Source organism: Streptomyces sp. NPDC054757, assembly GCF_053612185.1.
This window is the reverse complement of record NZ_JBSHBW010000019.1, coordinates 2,501-21,193: the sequence shown is the minus strand read 5'-3', so window position 1 is coordinate 21,193 and position 18,693 is coordinate 2,501. Positions and strand designations below refer to the sequence as shown.

The 18,693-nt window shown below is 69.0% G+C and carries 14 protein-coding genes and 1 pseudogene (1 of these 15 running past the window's edge); 8 read left to right on the top strand and 7 right to left on the bottom strand.

Going from position 1 to position 18,693, the window contains the following annotated elements:
* Positions 1 to 2: 2 nt before the first annotated feature.
* From ACWGKJ_RS21930 to ctaD, 5 genes and pseudogenes are all read right to left on the bottom strand, one after another.
* Positions 3 to 1,889, bottom strand: a complete 1,887-nt coding sequence (locus ACWGKJ_RS21930; protein ID WP_385029959.1) for an ABC transporter substrate-binding protein — start codon at positions 1,887 to 1,889, stop codon at positions 3 to 5.
* A 177-nt stretch (positions 1,890 to 2,066) separates the two neighbouring features.
* The gene (locus ACWGKJ_RS21925; protein WP_385029962.1) at positions 2,067 to 5,552 is read right to left on the bottom strand and encodes an SCO5717 family growth-regulating ATPase; all 3,486 of its coding nucleotides are present in this window, start codon (positions 5,550 to 5,552) and stop codon (positions 2,067 to 2,069) included.
* A 310-nt stretch (positions 5,553 to 5,862) separates the two neighbouring features.
* Positions 5,863 to 6,186 (bottom strand): DUF397 domain-containing protein, encoded by a 324-nt coding sequence (locus ACWGKJ_RS21920; RefSeq protein WP_385029965.1) that lies wholly within the window; start codon positions 6,184 to 6,186, stop codon positions 5,863 to 5,865.
* Between the two features lie 119 nt (positions 6,187 to 6,305).
* Positions 6,306 to 6,647, bottom strand: a complete 342-nt coding sequence (locus tag ACWGKJ_RS21915) for a hypothetical protein (RefSeq protein WP_385029968.1) — start codon at positions 6,645 to 6,647, stop codon at positions 6,306 to 6,308.
* 81 nt (positions 6,648 to 6,728) lie between these two features.
* A pseudogene (ctaD, locus tag ACWGKJ_RS21910) lies at positions 6,729 to 8,387 on the bottom strand (aa3-type cytochrome oxidase subunit I); the annotation flags it as partial.
* Between the two features lie 405 nt (positions 8,388 to 8,792).
* Between ctaD and rpsO the strand changes: the two are divergent.
* From rpsO to ACWGKJ_RS21885, 5 genes are all read left to right on the top strand, one after another.
* Positions 8,793 to 9,083 (top strand): 30S ribosomal protein S15, encoded by a 291-nt coding sequence (gene rpsO / locus ACWGKJ_RS21905; protein ID WP_250297433.1) that lies wholly within the window; start codon positions 8,793 to 8,795, stop codon positions 9,081 to 9,083.
* Positions 9,084 to 9,415: 332 nt separating this feature from the next.
* Positions 9,416 to 11,632, top strand: coding sequence for a polyribonucleotide nucleotidyltransferase (locus tag ACWGKJ_RS21900; RefSeq protein WP_385030000.1), 2,217 nt, complete (start codon positions 9,416 to 9,418; stop codon positions 11,630 to 11,632).
* Positions 11,633 to 11,744: 112 nt separating this feature from the next.
* On the top strand, positions 11,745 to 13,055 hold the full coding sequence (locus ACWGKJ_RS21895; RefSeq protein WP_385029975.1) for a M16 family metallopeptidase: 1,311 nt from the start codon (positions 11,745 to 11,747) through the stop codon (positions 13,053 to 13,055).
* 87 nt (positions 13,056 to 13,142) lie between these two features.
* On the top strand, positions 13,143 to 13,898 hold the full coding sequence (dapB, locus tag ACWGKJ_RS21890; RefSeq protein WP_385029977.1) for a 4-hydroxy-tetrahydrodipicolinate reductase: 756 nt from the start codon (positions 13,143 to 13,145) through the stop codon (positions 13,896 to 13,898).
* A gap of 4 nt (positions 13,899 to 13,902) precedes the next feature.
* On the top strand, positions 13,903 to 14,355 hold the full coding sequence (locus tag ACWGKJ_RS21885; RefSeq protein ID WP_385029980.1) for a tetratricopeptide repeat protein: 453 nt from the start codon (positions 13,903 to 13,905) through the stop codon (positions 14,353 to 14,355).
* A gap of 53 nt (positions 14,356 to 14,408) precedes the next feature.
* On the opposite strand, the gene ACWGKJ_RS21880 is transcribed toward ACWGKJ_RS21885, so the two are convergent.
* On the bottom strand, positions 14,409 to 14,969 hold the full coding sequence (locus tag ACWGKJ_RS21880; protein ID WP_385029983.1) for a hypothetical protein: 561 nt from the start codon (positions 14,967 to 14,969) through the stop codon (positions 14,409 to 14,411).
* Positions 14,970 to 15,062: 93 nt separating this feature from the next.
* Positions 15,063 to 15,302 carry a hypothetical protein gene (locus ACWGKJ_RS21875; protein WP_385029986.1) on the bottom strand — a complete coding sequence of 80 codons (240 nt, stop codon included), beginning with the start codon at positions 15,300 to 15,302 and terminating at the stop codon, positions 15,063 to 15,065.
* A gap of 196 nt (positions 15,303 to 15,498) precedes the next feature.
* Between ACWGKJ_RS21875 and thyX the strand changes: the two genes are divergently transcribed.
* The 3 genes from thyX to ACWGKJ_RS21860 all read left to right on the top strand — a co-directional run.
* The gene (gene thyX, locus ACWGKJ_RS21870; protein ID WP_385029988.1) at positions 15,499 to 16,239 is read left to right on the top strand and encodes an FAD-dependent thymidylate synthase; all 741 of its coding nucleotides are present in this window, start codon (positions 15,499 to 15,501) and stop codon (positions 16,237 to 16,239) included.
* A gap of 178 nt (positions 16,240 to 16,417) precedes the next feature.
* Positions 16,418 to 17,317: a 4-hydroxy-tetrahydrodipicolinate synthase gene (gene dapA, locus ACWGKJ_RS21865; protein WP_385029991.1), complete on the top strand. Its 900-nt coding sequence runs from the start codon at positions 16,418 to 16,420 to the stop codon at positions 17,315 to 17,317.
* Between the two features lie 108 nt (positions 17,318 to 17,425).
* Positions 17,426 to 18,693, top strand: partial view of a ribonuclease J gene (locus ACWGKJ_RS21860; protein WP_385029994.1) — the 5' portion only. 418 nt of this gene lie beyond the right edge of the window; the window shows 1,268 of its 1,686 coding nt (coding positions 1–1,268); it begins with the start codon at positions 17,426 to 17,428; its stop codon lies off the right edge, out of view.

Here is an 18,693-nt window from a genome sequence, read left to right as displayed (position 1 = left end):
GGTTATTCACGGTCTTCCGCTGTGGAACGGCGGCGCAGGGCGACAAAGCCTCCGAGCCCGATCACGACGACAGCCGCCACGATGCCGATGACGAGCCCCGTCGAGGAACCCGACGACTTCGAGGCGCTGTGGTCGGCCGGGACCGCCGACCACCAGCTCCAGTAGCCGTCCTGGCCCCAGATGTTTCCCGCCGCCAGGGGCATCGTGTCGATGGACTTGATCTGGTCGGTACGGTATGCCTCGACCGCGTTCGGGTATGCCATGACATTCATGTACCCGGTGTCGTACAGCCGTGATTCCATCTGCTTGACCAGATCAGCCCGTTTGGCGGTGTCGTACTCCTGGGCCTGCCGGGCGTACAGGCTGTCGTACTTCTTGTCGCAGATGAAGGTGTCGGTGGAACCGGTGTCCTTCGGGGTGCTGGGCCGCGCCGCGCAGGTGTGGATGGACAGTACGTAGTCCGGGTCGGGGTTGACCGAGTAGCCGTCGAAGGCCAGGTCGTACTGGCCGGCCAGCTCGGGGTCGGTGACGTTGTCGACGCACGACATCGTGAGGCCGATGCCCAGCTTCCCGTACCACTCCTTCATGTACTGGCCGACGGCCTTGTCCTCCGGGGCGGTGGCATGGCAGAGCAGCCGGAGGTTCAGGGGCTTGCCGTCCTTGCCGACCCGCTTGCCCGCGCCGTTCTTCCGGTAGCCCGCCTCGTCGAGGAGCTTGGCCGCTCTGGCCGGGTCGTAGCTGATCTGCTGGCTCGCCGACGGCTTCCAGACGTAGTCCTTGAAGCGCGGCGGGATGTATCCGGCGCCCTGGACGGCGTGTCCCTGGAAGACCTTGTCGACGATGGTCCGGGTGTCGGTGGCGGCGAACAGAGCCTGGCGTACCCGCCTGTCCTGGAGCGCCGGGTTGCCGTTGCCGAACTTCGTCCCGTCCTTGGCCTGGGCGCCCGGGTTGACGGCGAGTGAGTAGAAGCGCCGGCCCGGGGCGTCGTTGACCTTGATGTTCTTCTCGGACTTCAGGGCTGCCGCCTGGGCCGGGGTGAGGCCCTGGACGAAGGAGACCTCGCCCTTCTCCAGGGCCGCCACGGCCGCGTCGTTGTCCTTGTAGTACTTGAGGTCCAGCTCGTCGAACTTGGGGGCGCCCCGCCAGAAGGTCTTGTTCGGCTTGAACTTCAGATACTGGTCGACCTTGTAGTCGGTGAGGATGAACGGACCGTTGCCGACGACCGGGAACTTCTTGTCGTTGTTGAACTTCGAGAAGTCCTTGACACTCTCCCAGACGTGCTTGGGCACGATCGGTACGTCGAGCGCGGTCATCGTCGCCTGAGGCTTCTTCAGCTGGACGACCAGGGTCTGCGGGTCGGGCGCCGTCACCTTCTTGAAGTTCGCGGTGAAGTTGCCGTTGGCGGTGGCCGCCGCCGGGTCCGTCATCATCTTGTTGAACGTCCACGCCGCGTCGTCGGCGGTGGCCTGCCGGCCGTCCGACCACGTGGAGTTCTTCCGGATGGTGAAGGTCCAGGTCAGCTTGGAGGCCGACGGCTTCCACGAAGTGGCGAGACCGGGGACGGTGTGGCCGTCCTTGACGTCATAGTTCGTCAGGTAGTCGTACATCAGGCGCAGCGCCGTGGTGGAGACCAGGCGCTGGGCGAGGAACGGACTCATCGAGTCGACGCTCTGGTTGACGGCGATGGTGAGGACCTTCTTGCCGCCGGAGCCCTGGTCGGCTCCGGATGCGGAAGGTGCCTTGGCCGTGGCGGCGTGGGCCTGTTGGGGGGCCGGGTTCAGCGGGGTCGCGGCGGCGGCCGCCAGGGCGAGGGCGGTCGCGCCGGTGGCCAGAAGCAGACGGGAACGGGAACGGTGCCGGATTGTGCCGGTCGGAACTCTTCTGTCCATGGGCGTTGACCTCGCGTCAGGGTGAATCATGGAGTCGCCAGCTGGTGAAGCGAAGGTTTATCAGCGGTGGTTTAGACATGTCAACGGTCGTCAAGACCGCGCCTGGTCTGCGCAAATGGCTGAAGGCCCGCACCGTTCGCACGGTGCGGGCCTTCAATGGTCTATACCCTTATGGCCTTACTGCCGGGAGGCCGGCGGTGCCTGCGGGGGCGGCTGCTGCGGCCATCCGGCGGGTGGCACAAAGCCTCCCGGCTCCGGCTGACCGGGCTGACCTGGGTCTCCCGGCTGCTGCGACGGAGGCTGTGGCTGCCCCGGCTGCTGCGGCCAGGGCTGCCCCGGCGCCACCGGCTGTCCGTGCTGTGCCGGCTGGCCCTGCTGCCCCTGCCCGGGGTGGCCCTGGCTGTGCAGGCCCTGGCCCTCGGGGTCCGCGGGGCCGGGCTGGGCGGGGTGCTGCCAGCCCTGCTGCTGCGGCGGATAGGGCTGCCGGCCGTCGCCGTAGGGCTGCTGCGCCCCTTGCGGACCCTGGGGGGCCTGAGGCGTCCGGGGTGCGTACGGCTGCTGCACGCCGGGCATCGGCGGCGGCATGTGCGGAGGCGCGCTCTGGCCGTTGCCGGTCCACAACCCCTGGGCCTGCTGGGCGCGTTGGAAGTCCTCGGCGACCAGGGCTGAGAGGTTGAAGTACGCCTCGCGGGTCTTCGGCCGCATCATGTCCAGGTCGACCTCGGCACCCGCCGACAGATGCTCGTCGAACGGTACGACGACGACGGCGCGGCACCGGGTCTCGAAGTGCTGCACGATGTCGTCGACCTTGATCATCTTGCCGGTCTCGCGGACCCCGGAGATCACCGTGAGCGAGCGCCCCACCAGCTCCGCATAGCCGTGCGCCGAGAGCCAGTCGAGCGTGGTGCTCGCGCTGGACGCGCCGTCGACGGACGGGGTGGAGACGATGATCAGCTGGTCGGCGAGGTCGAGCACGCCCCGCATCGCGCTGTAGAGCAGACCCGTACCGGAGTCGGTCAGGATCACCGGGTACTGCTTGCCCAGGACGTCGATCGCCCGGCGGTAGTCCTCGTCGTTGAACGTGGTGGAGACGGCGGGGTCCACGTCGTTGGCGATGATCTCCAGACCGGAGGGCGCCTGCGAGGTGAACCGCCGGATGTCCATGTACGAGTTGAGATACGGGATCGCCTGGACCAGGTCACGGATGGTGGCCCCGGTCTCCCGCCGTACCCGCCTGCCGAGCGTTCCGGCGTCCGGGTTGGCGTCGATCGCCAGGATCTTGTCCTGCCGTTCGGTCGCCAGCGTGGCACCCAGCGCGGTCGTGGTGGTGGTCTTGCCGACACCGCCCTTGAGGCTGATGACGGCGATCCGGTAGCAGGAGAGGACCGGTGTCCGGATGAGTTCGAGCTTGCGCTGCCGCTCGGCCTCCTCCTTCTTGCCGCCGAGCTTGAAGCGCGAGGCGCCGGCCGGGCCGCTGCGCGTGCTCTTCGTCTTCTGCTTGTTGCGGATCAGCCGGTCGGACGACAGCTCGACAGCGGCCGTGTACCCCAGCGGCGCACCGGGAACGGAACGCTCCCGCTGGTCGTGGGCGACGGGCTGCGGCCACCCCGTTCCGGTACGGGGATCGACCGGGGCGGCAGGCTGTTGCGGGTCCTGGGCCTGCGGGTTCTGGGCCCGCGGGTCCTGGGGCTGCTGGTTCTGCGCCTGCGGGTCCTGTGGCGCGGGAACTCCCGGGCCGCCGGTGGCGCCGGGCTGCGGGAAGCCGTAACCGGACGCGGGGTGCGGCGGCTGCTGCGGAGGCTGTCCGGGCTGGTGGGGCTGCGGGAATCCGTAACCGGCCTGCCCCTGCGGTGCGCCCTGCTGCTGCGGGAATCCGTAACCGCTCTGCGGCGGCTCGGGTGTCCGGGGAGCCTCTGGTGCCTGGGGCAACGGCTGCGGCGCGGATTCCGGCCGGTGCTGCTGGGGGAATCCGTAACCGGGCTGTGGCTGCTGCTCCGGCGCGGGCTGGTGGGGGGCCTGCTGGGGAAACCCGTAACCGGGCTGCGGCTGCTGCGGCGCGGGCCGGCCGGGGGCCTGGTGCGGGAATCCGTAACCGGCCTGCCCCTGCGGAACCTGACCCTGCGGAGGCTGAGCCGGGGGTGGTGTACCGGGCGTCTGCTGCTGCGGCTGGGAGGGGCGCGGGAAGCCGTAACCGCCACCCGGCGCACCGGCCGGCTGGGCGCCCTGCGCGGGCCAGGCCGCCGGGGGAGCGGCAGGATCGCCCGGCGGCGGGCCCTGCTGGGGCGTCCCGGGGTACGGCTGTGACTGGTCGGCGCTCGGTGTGCTCACCGGCCACTGGGAAGCGGGCGGCGGCGCAGCGGGCTGGAACGCGGGCGGCAGCGGCGGGAGTTCACCCTGCGGCTGCCCGGCAGGCGTGGGCGACCAGGGGCGGGCGGGCGCCGGAGGAGCATCCTGCGGCTCCGCGTCGTCCGGAGTGTGCGGAGGTACCGCGTCACTGGGCGTGGGTACGGCGTCGGACGGCTCGTCGGCAGACCCGGCCGCTGCTCCGGACCCGGCCACGGACCCGGAACCACTCCGGTCACCGGTGCCGCGCGGAGCTCCGGGTACGTCGAACGAGGCGGCGACATCCGCGAAGGCATCGGACCGATAGGAGCCGGGAGCCCCGGCCGGAGCCCCGGTCGGCGGTGCGGGCGTGCTCTTCTGCTCGGTGGCCGGAGAGGTCCCCGGCCGCTCCCGGGCGGCCTTCGCGGCTGCTTCGAGCTTCTCGAACTCGCGCTTCAGCGCGGCGGGGGAGAACTTCATGGTGGCTCCGCTCTCCACATCACCTCCGCCCAGCGCCTCGGCCGCCTTCTCGGGCTCGGCCTCCGGAGCAGCCGGTTCCGGCTCCGCCTTCCGCTCCGGTTCCGGCTCCGGAACGTCCGGCGCGAGGGGCGCGGACGGGGGCGCGGGCTCGGATACGGACGCGGGCTCAGCCTCCGTCTCGGTCTCCATCTCGGCCTCAGGCTCAGCCTCCGGCTCGGGCTTGGACTCGAACCGGCGCCTGGCCTCGGCGGCGGACTTCCCGACGGACTTCCCGACGGACTCCGCCACCGACCCCGAACCGGATCCCGGCCCGGCTTCCGCTCCGTCCTCCGCATCGGGGCCCGGCCCGTCTTCGGCATCCGATGCCGACCCGTACGAGAACCCGTACGGAGACATACGCTCCGTCCCGTACCCGGACTTCCGCTTCGGCTCAGGAGTCCCGCCCGATGCCTGCTCCTTGTCCCGCCCGGAGACCGCGTCCGCTTCGGGCGCCGCGCCGGTGCCCGGCCCAGCCGGTACAGCCGGTCCGGCCCCGGGCTCCGTCTCCGGGCGCGGCGTCGGGCTCCAGTTGGGCTGGAAGCCGCCGGTCAGTGGCAGCCCCGGCACAGCCGCGGGCCCGCCGACGGGACCGGTCGGCGGGGCCTGCGGCGGCGGAGGCGGCTGACGCACCGGCGGAGCGGCACCGGGCGGCGGCGCGGCCGGCGCTGCCTCCTGGGCCTGGGCGTCCGACGCGTTCTGCGTGTACCAGGCAGGAGGGGTGTAGTCGATGGTGAACTCACCCGTCCCGGCGGGATCCGCGTCGGACTGATCGTCGACGGGCGTGTTCGGTCCCCCGCGAATCTCGTCCCGATCGCTGTTCACAATGCCTCCCGCTGGTGTGCTCTAGCACCCTCGTGCCGTAGTGGATGGGGGGCGACCGTTGTCGTCCGATCCGCCTGGCTCTCCCCGTGAGGACGCGAGCAGCCCGCTTGCGGGATATGGCCCGCGCCCCCGTCCAGCCTAATCACCCTTCGTACCGGCACGGCATGACGGAGTGCGCCGGGCGACGTGACCTTTACGTCAAGAGGCGCCCGGAGAAGGACCAGTTGCGCCACCACACATCGGCCATAACGGAAGGAAGGTCCCCAAATCCCCCTGCCCACCCCTCCGTCCGGCGCCCCTGCGCCTGCGCCTACTCCGTGGCGCTCGTGAGCCCGCCGTTGTGCGGCGCGGGCTCCAGGTCGAATTCACCGTCCCGGGCGCCCAGCACGAAGGCGCGCCACTCCGCTTCCGTGTACCGCAGCACCGTTCCGTGGTCCAGGGAGGACCTCATGGCGACGGCGCCGTCCGGCAGATACGCGATCTCGACCCGCTCCTCGTGCTCCGAGGTGCCGGGCGCGCCCTGCCACTCGACACCGGAGATGTCGAGGGCGTAGAGCTCTTCCTTCTCGCGTTCCTTACGGTCCTTGTCCTGACGGTCCTTGTCCTGACGGTCCTTGTCCTGTGCGTCAGCCATGGCTGCCGAGTCCCTTCACCACGTACGAACGAGCTGAACGCCCAGCCTACTTGGCGGGACGGGCCCTGATCAGGGGTTCCGGACGACGTGGATCCGGCGTGATACAGGGCCCGGCGCGGTCACCGGCTGAGCAGGGTGATCGCCGTACAGGTGCCGCTCACCGCACCGACCGCCATCACCGTCAGCGACACACAGCGCCTCTTCAACTGCTCGTAGCGCGCCGTGTACTCGCCGCGCAGCTCGGCCGCCCGGTCGGAGATCCGCACCAGTACGGCCCGCGAGACGGCCACGCGGTCGGCCGCGTAGAGGCGTTCCACGTCCTCCCGCTGCGCGGTGGTCAGCCAGGGCAGCTGGCCGGCGAAGAGGGCCGCCTGCCGGCGGGCCTCGTCCATCTCCGCGCTCCACAGCAGATAGCCCTCGATCCGCACGAGACCGCGTGCGGTGTCCTCGTCGGCTGTCACGCCTCCTCCTCCGCCGTTCCTGCCACCGGGCTTTCCTTCCCCCCTCTGGGCTGCCGCCGCCGGACCAGCCACCGGCGCGGGCTACGCGTCCCCTGTGCCCGTACCCGTGCCCGTGCCAGTGCCGGTACCGGGGGAAGAGGCGCCCGCCGAGTGGCCCGCTGCTTCGAGGGCGTTGATCGCGGGGTAGTGGAGGTCGAAGGCCGGGGATTCGGAACGGATCCTCGGGAGGGTCGTGAAGTTGTGCCGGGGCGGCGGGCACGATGTCGCCCATTCGAGCGAGCGGCCGTAGCCCCACGGGTCGTCGACCAGGACCTTCCTGCCGTACTTGGCCGTCTTCCAGATGTTGTAGAAGAACGGCAGCAGCGAGAGCCCCAGCAGGAAGGAGCTGATGCTCGAAATGGTGTTCAGCGTGGTGAAGCCGTCAACGGCCAGGTAGTCCGCGTACCGCCGGGGCATACCCTCCGCGCCCAGCCAGTGCTGTACCAGGAACGTCCCGTGGAAGCCCACGAACAGCGTCCAGAAGTTGATCTTGCCAAGCCGCTCGTCCAGCATCTTGCCGGTGAACTTCGGCCACCAGTAGTAGAACCCGGCGAACATCGCGAAGACCACCGTCCCGAACACCACGTAGTGGAAGTGCGCGACCACGAAGTACGAGTCCGAGACATGGAAGTCCATCGGCGGGGAGGCCAGGATGACGCCGGTCAGGCCGCCGAAGAGGAACGTGACCAGAAAGCCGATCGCCCAGAGCATCGGTGTCTCGAACGACAGCGAGCCGTGCCACATCGTGCCGATCCAGTTGAAGAACTTCACCCCGGTCGGCACCGCGATCAGGAAGGTCATGAAGGAGAAGAACGGCAGCAGCACACCACCGGTGACATACATGTGGTGCGCCCACACCGTCACCGAGAGCCCCGCGATGGAGATCGTGGCCCCCACCAGACCGATGTAGCCGAAGACCGGCTTGCGGGAGAACACCGGAATGATCTCGGTGACGATCCCGAAGAACGGCAGCGCGATGATGTAGACCTCCGGATGCCCGAAGAACCAGAACAAGTGCTGCCACAGCAGGGCGCCGCCGTTGGCCGCGTCGAAGACATGGGCGCCGAACTTCCGGTCCGCCTCCAGCGCGAGCAGGGCGGCGGCCAGCACCGGGAAGGCGAGCAGCACGAGCACGGCGGTCAGCAGCGCGTTCCACACGAAGATCGGCATACGGAACATCGTCATGCCGGGGGCGCGCATGCAGATGATCGTGGTGATGAAGTTGACCGAGCCGAGGATCGTGCCGAAGCCCTGGAAGGCCAGACCCATGATCCACAGGTCCGCGCCGACTCCGGGGGAGCGGATCGTGCTGGTCAGCGGGGAGTACGCGAACCAGCCGAAGTCGGCGGCCCCGTCCGGGGTGAGGAAGGCGCCCATGACGATCAGCGCACCGAACAGATACAGCCAGTAGGCGAAGAGATTCAGCCGGGGGAACGCCACATCGGGCGCCCCGATCTGCAGTGGCATGATCCAGTTGGTGAAGCCGATGAACAGTGGCGTCGCGAACATCAGCAGCATGATCGTGCCGTGCATCGTGAAGGCCTGGTTGTACTGCTCGTTCGACACGATCTGGGTACCCGGCCGCGCCAGTTCCGCACGCATCAGGAGCGCCATCACGCCGCCGATGCAGAAGAAGGCGAACGATGTGACCAGATACATCGTGCCGATCGTTTTGTGATCGGTCGTGGTCGCCCAGCTGACGATGACGCTTCCCGGACGCCTGGGGCGTGGCGGTACCTCGCTGTCGTACTCGCCATCGGACGTGGGTGAATCCTCGGTGGCCCTCGTGGTCACTGTGGTGCTCCTGCTGCTGTGGTCGCGCCCCGACGGGCTGGACAGCACAGGAGCATGGCGCAGCTCACACCGAAGGGATCCGATGCGGTGTGGCGTGGCGCGCGGCATGAGCCGTTCGGGTGTACGGGAGGGGCCGGGGGTGACGGGCCGGCCGACTCGGAAAGGCTGATACGCTGTGTGACGGCCGTCTGTGTACGCGCCTCCGGATGCCCGGAGGCTGCGCCCAGCGGACCCCGCCTCCCGAGTTACGGAAGTTCCCCAGCGTATTCGACCTGGGGCACTCGGTGGCCTGAAGACTCACGAGGAGTACGCGTGTCGCTCGACGCCGCTACGAAGAAGCAGATCATGACCGAGTTCGGCCAGAAGGAAGGCGACACCGGTTCCCCCGAGGTCCAGGTCGCCATGCTCTCGCGCCGCATCTCGGACCTGACCGAGCACCTCAAGATGCACAAGCACGACCACCACTCCCGCCGGGGTCTGCTGATCCTCGTCGGCCAGCGTCGCCGCCTTCTCCAGTACCTGGCGAAGAAGGACATCCAGCGCTTCCGTGCGCTGGTCGACCGCCTCGGCATCCGCCGCGGTGCGGCCGGCGGCGCCAAGTAAGAACGTTGTGCGAGGGAGCGGGCCCCATTTCCTGGGGACCGCTCCCTTTGCCGTACGTGCTGCGGATGCTGTACGTGCGCGATCCGGGCCGCGCTCAGTAACCTGAGTGTGCATGCCGCCGCGGTGAGGAACACCGCGCGGCAGGAAACATCGCAGTACCGAACGAGGGGAAGCGCCCTCCAGCCGCCGCCGGTCCTCGGTAGTGGCGCCCGGGAAACATCACCCGGGTGCTTCGATCGAAGACCGGCCCCGCAACCATGGAGCGCTTCTCCGCCCCGTTCCCCGCCACACGGGCTGGGGGACGAAAGACGACGAGTATGGAGAAAACGCTAGTGGAGAACGAGACCCACTACGCCGAGGCCGTTATCGACAACGGAACCTTCGGCACCCGCACCATCCGCTTCGAGACGGGCCGCCTCGCCAAGCAGGCTGCCGGCTCCGCCGTGGCGTACCTGGACGACGACACCATGGTGCTGTCGGCCACCAGCGCGTCCAAGAAGCCCAAGGACCAGCTCGACTTCTTCCCCCTCACGGTGGACGTCGAGGAGCGGCAGTACGCGGCCGGCAAGATCCCCGGCTCCTTCTTCCGCCGCGAGGGACGCCCCTCCGAGGACGCGATCCTCACCTGCCGTCTGATCGACCGGCCGCTGCGCCCCTCCTTCAAGAAGGGCCTGCGCAACGAGATCCAGATCGTCGAGACGATCATGGCTCTCAACCCCGACCACCTGTACGACGTGGTCGCGATCAACGCCGCCTCCTGCTCCACGCAGCTGGCCGGCCTGCCCTTCTCCGGCCCGATCGGCGGCACCCGCGTCGCCCTGATCAAGGGCCAGTGGGTCGCCTTCCCGACCCACACCGAGCTTGAGGACGCCGTCTTCGACATGGTCGTCGCGGGCCGCGTGCTCGACGACGGCGACGTCGCGATCATGATGGTCGAGGCCGAGGCCACCGAGAAGACCATCCAGCTCGTCAAGGACGGCGCCGAGGCCCCGACCGAAGAGGTCGTCGCCGCCGGTCTCGAAGCCGCGAAGCCCTTCATCAAGGCGCTCTGCAAGGCCCAGTCCGACCTCGCCGCCAAGGCCGCCAAGCCCACCGGCGACTTCCCGGTCTTCCTCGACTACCAGGACGACGTCCTGGAGGCGCTCACCGCCGCGGTCAGGACCGAGCTCGCCAAGGCGCTCACCATCGCCGGCAAGCAGGAGCGCGAGGCCGAGCTGGACCGCGTCAAGGAGATCGCCGTCGAGAAGCTGCTCCCGAAGTTCGAGGGCCGCGAGAAGGAGATCTCCGGCGCGTACCGCGCGCTGACCAAGTCCGTCGTGCGCGAGCGCGTCATCAAGGACAAGGTCCGCATCGACGGCCGCGGCGTCACGGACATCCGTACGCTCGCCGCCGAGGTCGAGGCCATCCCGCGCGTGCACGGCTCGGCGCTCTTCGAGCGTGGCGAGACGCAGATCCTGGGCGTCACCACCCTCAACATGCTCCGCATGGAGCAGCAGCTGGACACCCTCTCCCCGGTGACCCGCAAGCGCTACATGCACAACTACAACTTCCCGCCGTACTCCGTCGGTGAGACCGGCCGCGTGGGCTCGCCCAAGCGCCGCGAGATCGGCCACGGAGCGCTCGCCGAGCGCGCCATCGTGCCGGTGCTGCCGACGCGCGAGGAGTTCCCGTACGCGATCCGCCAGGTCTCCGAGGCGCTGGGCTCCAACGGCTCGACGTCCATGGGCTCGGTCTGCGCCTCCACCATGTCTCTGCTGAACGCCGGTGTGCCCCTCAAGGCCGCCGTCGCCGGTATCGCCATGGGCCTCATCTCGCAGGAGATCGACGGCAAGACGCACTACGTCGCCCTCACCGACATCCTCGGTGCGGAGGACGCCTACGGCGACATGGACTTCAAGGTCGCCGGTACGAAGCAGTTCGTGACCGCGCTCCAGCTCGACACCAAGCTCGACGGCATCCCCGCCTCGGTCCTGGCCGCCGCGCTGAAGCAGGCCCGTGACGCGCGCCTCCACATCCTCGACGTGATGAACGAGGCCATCGACGTCCCGGACGAGATGTCCCCGAACGCCCCGCGGATCATCACCGTCAAGATCCCGGTGGACAAGATCGGTGAGGTCATCGGCCCCAAGGGCAAGATGATCAACCAGATCCAGGAGGACACCGGCGCCGACATCACGATCGAGGACGACGGCACCATCTACATCGGTGCCCAGCAGGGTTCGCAGGCCGAGGCCGCGCGCACCACGATCAACTCGATCGCCAACCCGACCATGCCGGAGGTCGGCGAGCGCTACCTGGGTACGGTCGTCAAGACCACCACCTTCGGTGCGTTCGTGTCGCTCATGCCGGGCAAGGACGGCCTGCTGCACATCTCGCAGATCCGCAAGCTCGCCGGCGGCAAGCGTGTGGAGAACGTCGAGGACGTGCTCGCGGTCGGCTCCAAGGTCCAGGTCGAGATCGGCGAGATCGACTCCCGCGGCAAGCTCTCCCTCGTCCCCGTCATCGAGGGCGAAGAAGTGGACGAGAAGAAGGACGACACCGAGAAGTGACGTCCCGCAGTTCCGTGACGACGGCCCGCACCTCCCCGGAGGCGCGGGCCGTCGCCCGTACCCAGAGCCACCTCACGGACGAGACGGCAGCAGTGCATCGAAGGACAGAAACGTGAGCAACGCCGGAGCACAGTCCAGCGACGCGGTCCGCAGGACCACCCTCCCCGGCGGTCTGCGCATCGTCACAGAGACCGTCCCCTCGGTACGCTCGGCGACCTTCGGGATCTGGGCGAACGTCGGATCCCGGGACGAGACGCCGTCACTCAACGGCGCCACCCACTACCTGGAACACCTCCTCTTCAAGGGCACGGGCAGGCGCAGCGCCCTCGACATCTCGGCCGAGATCGAAGCGGTCGGCGGCGAGATGAACGCCTTCACGGCGAAGGAGTACACCTGCTACTACGCACGGGTGCTCGACAGCGACCTGCCGCTCGCCATGGACGTCGTCTGCGACATGCTGACCGGCTCGCTGATCACCGACGAGGACGTCGAGGCCGAGCGCGGCGTCATCCTCGAAGAGATCGCGATGACCGAGGACGACCCCGGCGATGTCGTGCACGACCTCTTCGCCCAGACGATGTTCGGCGACACCCCCCTCGGCCGCCCGGTACTCGGCACGGTCGACACCGTCAACGGGCTCACCCGCAGCCAGATCGCCCGCTTCTACAAGAAGCACTACGACCCGACGCACCTCGTCGTGGCCGCCGCAGGCAACATCGACCACGACACGGTGGTACGCCAGGTCGGCGAGGCGTTCGAGCGCGCGGGCGCGCTGTCGCGTACCGACGCGGTCCCGGTGGACCCGCGCGCCGGCGCCCGCACCCTGCGCACCGCGGGCGGCTTCGACCTGCTGAACCGCAAGACCGAGCAGGCACACATCGTCCTCGGTATGCCGGGCCTGGCCAGGACCGACGAGCGCCGCTGGGCGCTCGGCGTGCTCAACACCGCACTCGGCGGCGGTATGAGCTCCCGCCTCTTCCAGGAGGTACGCGAGAAGCGCGGCCTCGCCTACAGCGTGTACTCGTACACCTCGGGCTTCGCCGACTGCGGGCTCTTCGGGGTCTACGCGGGCTGCCGCCCCAGCCAGGTCCACGACGTCCTGAAGATCTGCCGGGACGAACTCGGCCGCGCCGCCGGCGAAGGGGTGACCGACGAGGAGATCCACCGCGCGGTCGGCCAGCTCGCCGGCTCCACGGTGCTCGGCCTGGAGGACACCGGGGCGCTGATGAACCGCATCGGCAAGAGCGAACTGTGCTGGGGCACCCAGCTGTCCGTCGACGAGATGCTGGAGCGGATCACCGCGGTCACCCCGGACGACGTCCGCGCGGTCGCCCACGACATATTGGGACAGCGTCCCTCGCTGTCGGTGATCGGACCGCTGAAGGACAAGCAGGCCGACCGCCTCCACGAAGCGGTCTCCTGAACCGAACCGCCCGTGACCTGGGCCGAACCGTCTGTGAAACGCGTCAGCCATGACGTGTGAAGCGCGAGCGATGAAGGAAGAGCAAGCATGAGCAGCAAGCTGCGCGTCGCCGTCCTCGGCGCACGGGGCCGTATCGGCTCCGAAGCCGTACGGGCCGTCGACGCCGCCGACGACATGGAACTGGTCGCCGCACTCGGCCGCGGCGACGCGCTCGACGCCCTCACCGCGTCCGGCGCCCAGGTGGCCGTCGACCTGACGCACCCCGAATCGGTGATGGCGAACCTGGAATTCTGCGTACGCCACGGAATCCACGGCGTCGTCGGCACCACCGGCTGGACCGACGACCGCCTGACGCAGCTCCGCACCTGGCTCACCGCCTCCCCGGAGACCGGCGTCCTCATCGCCCCGAACTTCTCCATCGGGGCCGTGCTCACCATGACGTTCGCCCAGGCGGCAGCCCGCTTCTTCGAATCCGTCGAGGTCATCGAGCTGCACCACCCCAACAAGGCGGACGCCCCGTCCGGCACCGCGCAGCGCACCGCCCAGCTGATCGCCGCCGCCCGCGACAAGGCCGGCTGCGCCCCGCAGCCGGACGCGACGAGCACCGCGCTGGACGGCGCCCGCGGCGCCGGTGTCGACGGCGTCCCGGTGCACTCCGTACGGCTGCGCGGCCTCCTGGCCCACCAGGAGGTGCTGCTCGGCGGCGAGGGCGAGACGCTCACCATCCGCCACGACTCCCTGCACCACAGCAGCTTCATGCCGGGCATCCTGCTCGGCACGCGCCGCGTGGTGACCACCCCCGGCCTCACCTTCGGCCTGGAACACTTCCTCGATCTGGGCTGACCCGATGCGCGCAAAGATCACCTACCTCGTCACGGCCGCCGTCCTGGTCTTCTACTTCTTCCTGGTCGGCAGCCGGGGCGTGCTGCTCATCGAGAACGGCACGCTCCTCACGGTCACCTTCGGTGTGGCCGTGCTGATCCTGCCGCTGATCGGCGTCTGGTTCCTCTGGAAGAACACCCAGTTCGTCCGGCGGGCCAACCGGCTTGCCGCCGAACTGGACGCCGAGGGCGGCCTGCCCGTCGACGAGCTGGTCCGTACGCCCAGCGGCCGGATCGACCGCGAATCGGCCGACAAGGTCTTCGTCCGCCGCAAGGAGGAGACCGAGGACAGCCCGGACGACTGGCGCTGCTGGTTCCGCCTCGCGGTCGCCTACCAGGACGCCCGGGACACCCCGCGCGCCCGCAAGGCGATGCAGCGGGCCATCGCCCTGCACGCGGGCAGGCCCGCCAGTATCTGACGGGCCTGCGGGCCGCCGGGGTGGTGCACCGCCCCGGCCCGGCTCTGCCCTGATCAGCGGTGCCGGTACTCCGCACCCCACGCCTCGACCGTGTCCGCCGCCCGGTCGAAGGCCTCATGACGTGCCAGGAAGTCGGCACTGTGGTCGGTGAGCAGCGGCGGCAGCTGCTCACCACCCTGCTGTACGAGCAGGAGCGCCTCGCCCTGCACCGTGCGCGGCAGCCCGAGCCAGCGGACCGGCTGCTGCACGGTGCGTACGGCCGTCATCCGGCCCCAGGGAATGGTGGCCGTCCTGAAGAAGCCGACCCGCCGCACCCCGTGCCTGCTCACCCAGGCACCCATCCGCAGCAGCCGAAGGGCGCAGGCCACGACGACGAGACCGAGGACGAGGGTGACACCGGCACCCGACACCGCACCGGCGAAGGCGATGATCATCGCCGCCAGCAGGATGAACGACGCGAGCAGCAGAAACACCGCCGCCGCCCCGACCCGCCAGGGTCCGGGGCGGTAGGGGCGGCGCCACTGGTCGTGGTCGTCGTACGGCAGCGCGACATCACCGGCATTTTCGGCGGCTGCGTCGAACGCGCGGTCGGCCGTCAGGAAAGGCAGGGGCACGACTGATCCTCACTCACAAGCACGCTCGTTTGGCTGTGCCCGGTGAGGCTACCGATGAGATGATCGTCCGACCACCCCAGGGGTCCGGACGAGTCAGTGGTCGTGCGCCGCTTCGGACTGATGCGTCTGCGCGGGCGTCTGATCGGCTGCCAGAGCCGGCAGACCGAACAGGAGCGAGCCTGCGAGGCCCGCTACGACGGTCACTCCCACCAGCACACGGCCGGCGAGCTGGGAGAGGCTGGGGCGTTGACGGGGCGGCGGTTCGATGTTGCTACGGAAGCGGTCGGCGTCAGCGACGAATGCGAACGGGACGGCCTCTCGCCGGCGGAACATAGGGGCACTTCTCCTTGGATCACGAGACTTCCGGTTCCACTCTGGTTCCACCCATACAGACGTTCAAAGCCATCGATCGGTGCCCGATTTCCACGAATTCGCAGAACTTTTCTGCTGACGGTTCGTCGGTCCTGGCCACCGGCGCCGCGCCGTAGAGTGGGCGCCGCCCGAGCGATGCGATGGAAGGACCCCGCCGGTGAGTGACACCGCCACCCCAGACCCCAAGCCGAGCTTCCGCAGCGACGTCACCGTCGAACTGGTGAAGCACAGCGCCGGCGACTCCGATGTGCTGTGGGCGGCCCGAGTCTCCACGGCGGGCGAGCAGTCCCTCGAAGAGCTCCGGAAGGACCCGGAGCGCTCCAAGGGGCTCATCAACTACCTGATGCGGGACCGGCACGGCAGCCCCTTCGAGCACAACTCGATGACCTTCTTCATCAGCGCCCCGATCTTCGTGTTCCGTGAGTTCATGCGGCACCGGGTCGGCTGGTCGTACAACGAGGAATCGGGCCGCTACAGGGAGCTGCAGCCGGTCTTCTACGTACCGGGCGGGTCCCGCAAGCTGGTCCAGCAGGGCCGTCCCGGCAAGTACGAGTTCGTCGAGGGCACCGCGGCCCAGCAGGAGCTGACCGGCCGCGTCATGGAGGACTCCTACCGGCAGGCGTACGACGCCTACCAGGAGATGCTGGCCGCGGGCGTGGCCCGCGAGGTGGCCAGGGCGGTGCTCCCGGTCGGCCTGTTCTCCTCGATGTACGCGACGTGCAACGCCCGGTCACTGATGCACTTCCTCGGCCTGCGCACCCAGCACGAGCTGGCGCGGACGCCGTCCTTCCCGCAGCGGGAGATCGAGATGGTCGGCGAGCAGATGGAAGAGCACTGGAAGAGCCTCATGCCGCTGACCCATGCGGCCTTCAATGCCAACGGCCGAGTCGCCCCTTGAGGTACGGGTGTGCGACTGAGCCACGTGAGGTGTCCGGATTGCACGCTTTGGCTAAGTTCATCTAGGCTGATCAAACGGACCCGGCACTGCTTGAACCCCCGAGCAGGCAGTGCCGGGCTCCGTAGCTCCCGTCCCCCGAGGGGACGGGGCGTACTGAGCAGCGAGTAGCGTGGTACCCATGGCTCCGATCTCCACTCCGCAGACCCCCTTCGGGCGGGTCCTCACCGCTATGGTCACGCCCTTCACGGCGGACGGCGCGCTCGACATCGACGGCGCGCAGCGGCTTGCCACCCATCTGGTGGAAGCAGGCAACGACGGCCTGGTGGTCAACGGCACCACCGGCGAGTCCCCGACCACCAGCGACGCGGAGAAAAACGACCTCGTGCGGGCGGTACGGGAAGCGGTCGGAGACCGTGCTCACGTCATCGCGGGCGTAGGGACCAACGACACCCGGCACAGCCTGGAACTGGCCCGGGGTGCCGAGGCCGCCGGCGCGCACGGCCTGCTCGCCGTCACGCCGTACTACAACAAGCCCCCGCAGGAGGGCCTGCTCCGGCACTTCACCGCCATCGCGGACTCCACCGGGCTGCCCGTCATGCTGTACGACATCCCCGGCCGCAGCGGTGTGCCGATCAACACCGAGACCATCGTCCGGCTGGCCGAGCATCCGCGCATCGTGGCCAACAAGGACGCCAAGGGCGACCTCGGCCGTGCCAGCTGGGCCATCGCGCGCAGTGGCCTGGCCTGGTACTCCGGCGACGACATGCTGAACCTGCCGCTCTTCTCGGTGGGTGCCTGCGGATTCGTCTCGGTCGTCGGCCATCTCGTCACCCCGGAGCTGCGGTCCCTCCTGGAGGCATACCTCGCGGGCGACGTCCAGAAGGCGACGGAGATCCACCAGCGTCTGCTGCCGGTCTTCACCGGTATGTTCCGTACGCAGGGAGTGATCACGACGAAGGCCGCGCTGAGCCTCCAGGGCCTGCCCGCCGGACCGCTCCGGCTCCCCCTGGTGGAACTCGCCCCCGAGGAAACGGCTCAGCTCAAGATCGATCTTGCCGCCGGCGGGGTAGAACTTTAAACACAGACTTCACAACTGAATACGCAAGATCACTCTGACAACTGCAAGTGCACGAATCATGCGCGCCACGTGCCTCGGGTACGTGGCGTGTGTGGTGAGGAGAGTCTTTTGAGTCATCCGCATCCTGAACTCGGCGCACCGCCGAAGCTTCCGAAGAACGGCCTGCGGGTCACCCCGCTCGGCGGTCTCGGCGAGATCGGCCGGAACATGACGGTCTTCGAATACGGAGGCCGGCTGCTGATCGTCGACTGCGGCGTGCTCTTCCCCGAGGAGGAGCAGCCGGGCATCGACCTGATCCTGCCCGATTTCACCACCATCAAGGACCGCCTCGACGACGTCGAGGGCATCGTGCTCACCCACGGGCACGAGGACCACATCGGCGGTGTGCCCTATCTGCTCCGGCTGAAGCCGGACATCCCGCTGATCGGCTCCAAGCTGACGCTGGCCCTCATCGAGGCGAAGCTCCAGGAGCACCGGATCCGCCCGTACACCCTCGAAGTCTCCGAGGGCCGGCGCGAGCGCATCGGCGTCTTCGACTGCGAGTTCATCGCCGTCAACCACTCCATCCCCGATGCCCTCGCGGTCGCGATCCGCACCCCCGCGGGCATGGCCGTCGCCACCGGCGACTTCAAGATGGACCAGCTGCCGCTGGACGGCCGCCTCACCGACCTGCACGCCTTCGCGCGGCTGAGCGAGGAGGGCATCGACCTGCTGCTCTCCGACTCGACCAACGCGGAGGTGCCCGGCTTCGTACCGCCCGAGCGTGACATCTCCAACGTCCTGCGCACGGTCTTCGCGAACGCCCAGAAGCGCATCATCGTGGCGAGCTTCGCCAGCCATGTGCACCGCATCCAGCAGATCCTCGACGCGGCGCACGAGTACGGGCGGCGGGTCGCCTTCGTCGGCCGGTCGATGGTCAGGAACATGGGCATCGCCCGTGACCTGGGCTATCTGAGGGTGCCCGCGGGCCTGGTCGTCGACGTCAAGACACTCGACGACCTCCCGGACGACGAGGTCGTGCTGGTCTGCACCGGCTCGCAGGGCGAGCCGATGGCGGCCCTGTCCCGGATGGCCAACCGCGACCACCAGATCCGGATCGTCCAGGGCGACACGGTGATCCTGGCGTCGTCGCTCATCCCGGGCAACGAGAACGCGGTCTACCGCGTGATCAACGGACTCACCCGCTGGGGCGCCGACGTCGTCCACAAGGGCAACGCCAAGGTCCATGTCTCGGGCCACGCGTCGGCCGGCGAGCTGCTGTACTTCTACAACATCTGCCGTCCGAAGAACCTCATGCCGGTGCACGGCGAATGGCGCCATCTACGTGCCAACGCGGAGCTCGGCGCGAAGACGGGTGTCCCCAAGGACCACATCGT

Excerpts from the sequence above, each read along its gene's own strand:
- ACWGKJ_RS21875 (WP_385029986.1), bottom strand. The coding sequence starts at position 15,302 with ATGTTCCGCCGGCGAGAGGCCGTCCCGTTCGCATTCGTCGCTGACGCC.
- ACWGKJ_RS21885 (WP_385029980.1), top strand. The coding sequence starts at position 13,903 with ATGCGCGCAAAGATCACCTACCTCGTCACGGCCGCCGTCCTGGTCTTC.
- dapA (WP_385029991.1), top strand. The coding sequence starts at position 16,418 with ATGGCTCCGATCTCCACTCCGCAGACCCCCTTCGGGCGGGTCCTCACC.
- ACWGKJ_RS21920 (WP_385029965.1), bottom strand. The coding sequence starts at position 6,186 with ATGGCTGACGCACAGGACAAGGACCGTCAGGACAAGGACCGTCAGGAC.
- dapB (WP_385029977.1), top strand. The coding sequence starts at position 13,143 with ATGAGCAGCAAGCTGCGCGTCGCCGTCCTCGGCGCACGGGGCCGTATC.
- ACWGKJ_RS21930 (WP_385029959.1), bottom strand. The coding sequence starts at position 1,889 with ATGGACAGAAGAGTTCCGACCGGCACAATCCGGCACCGTTCCCGTTCC.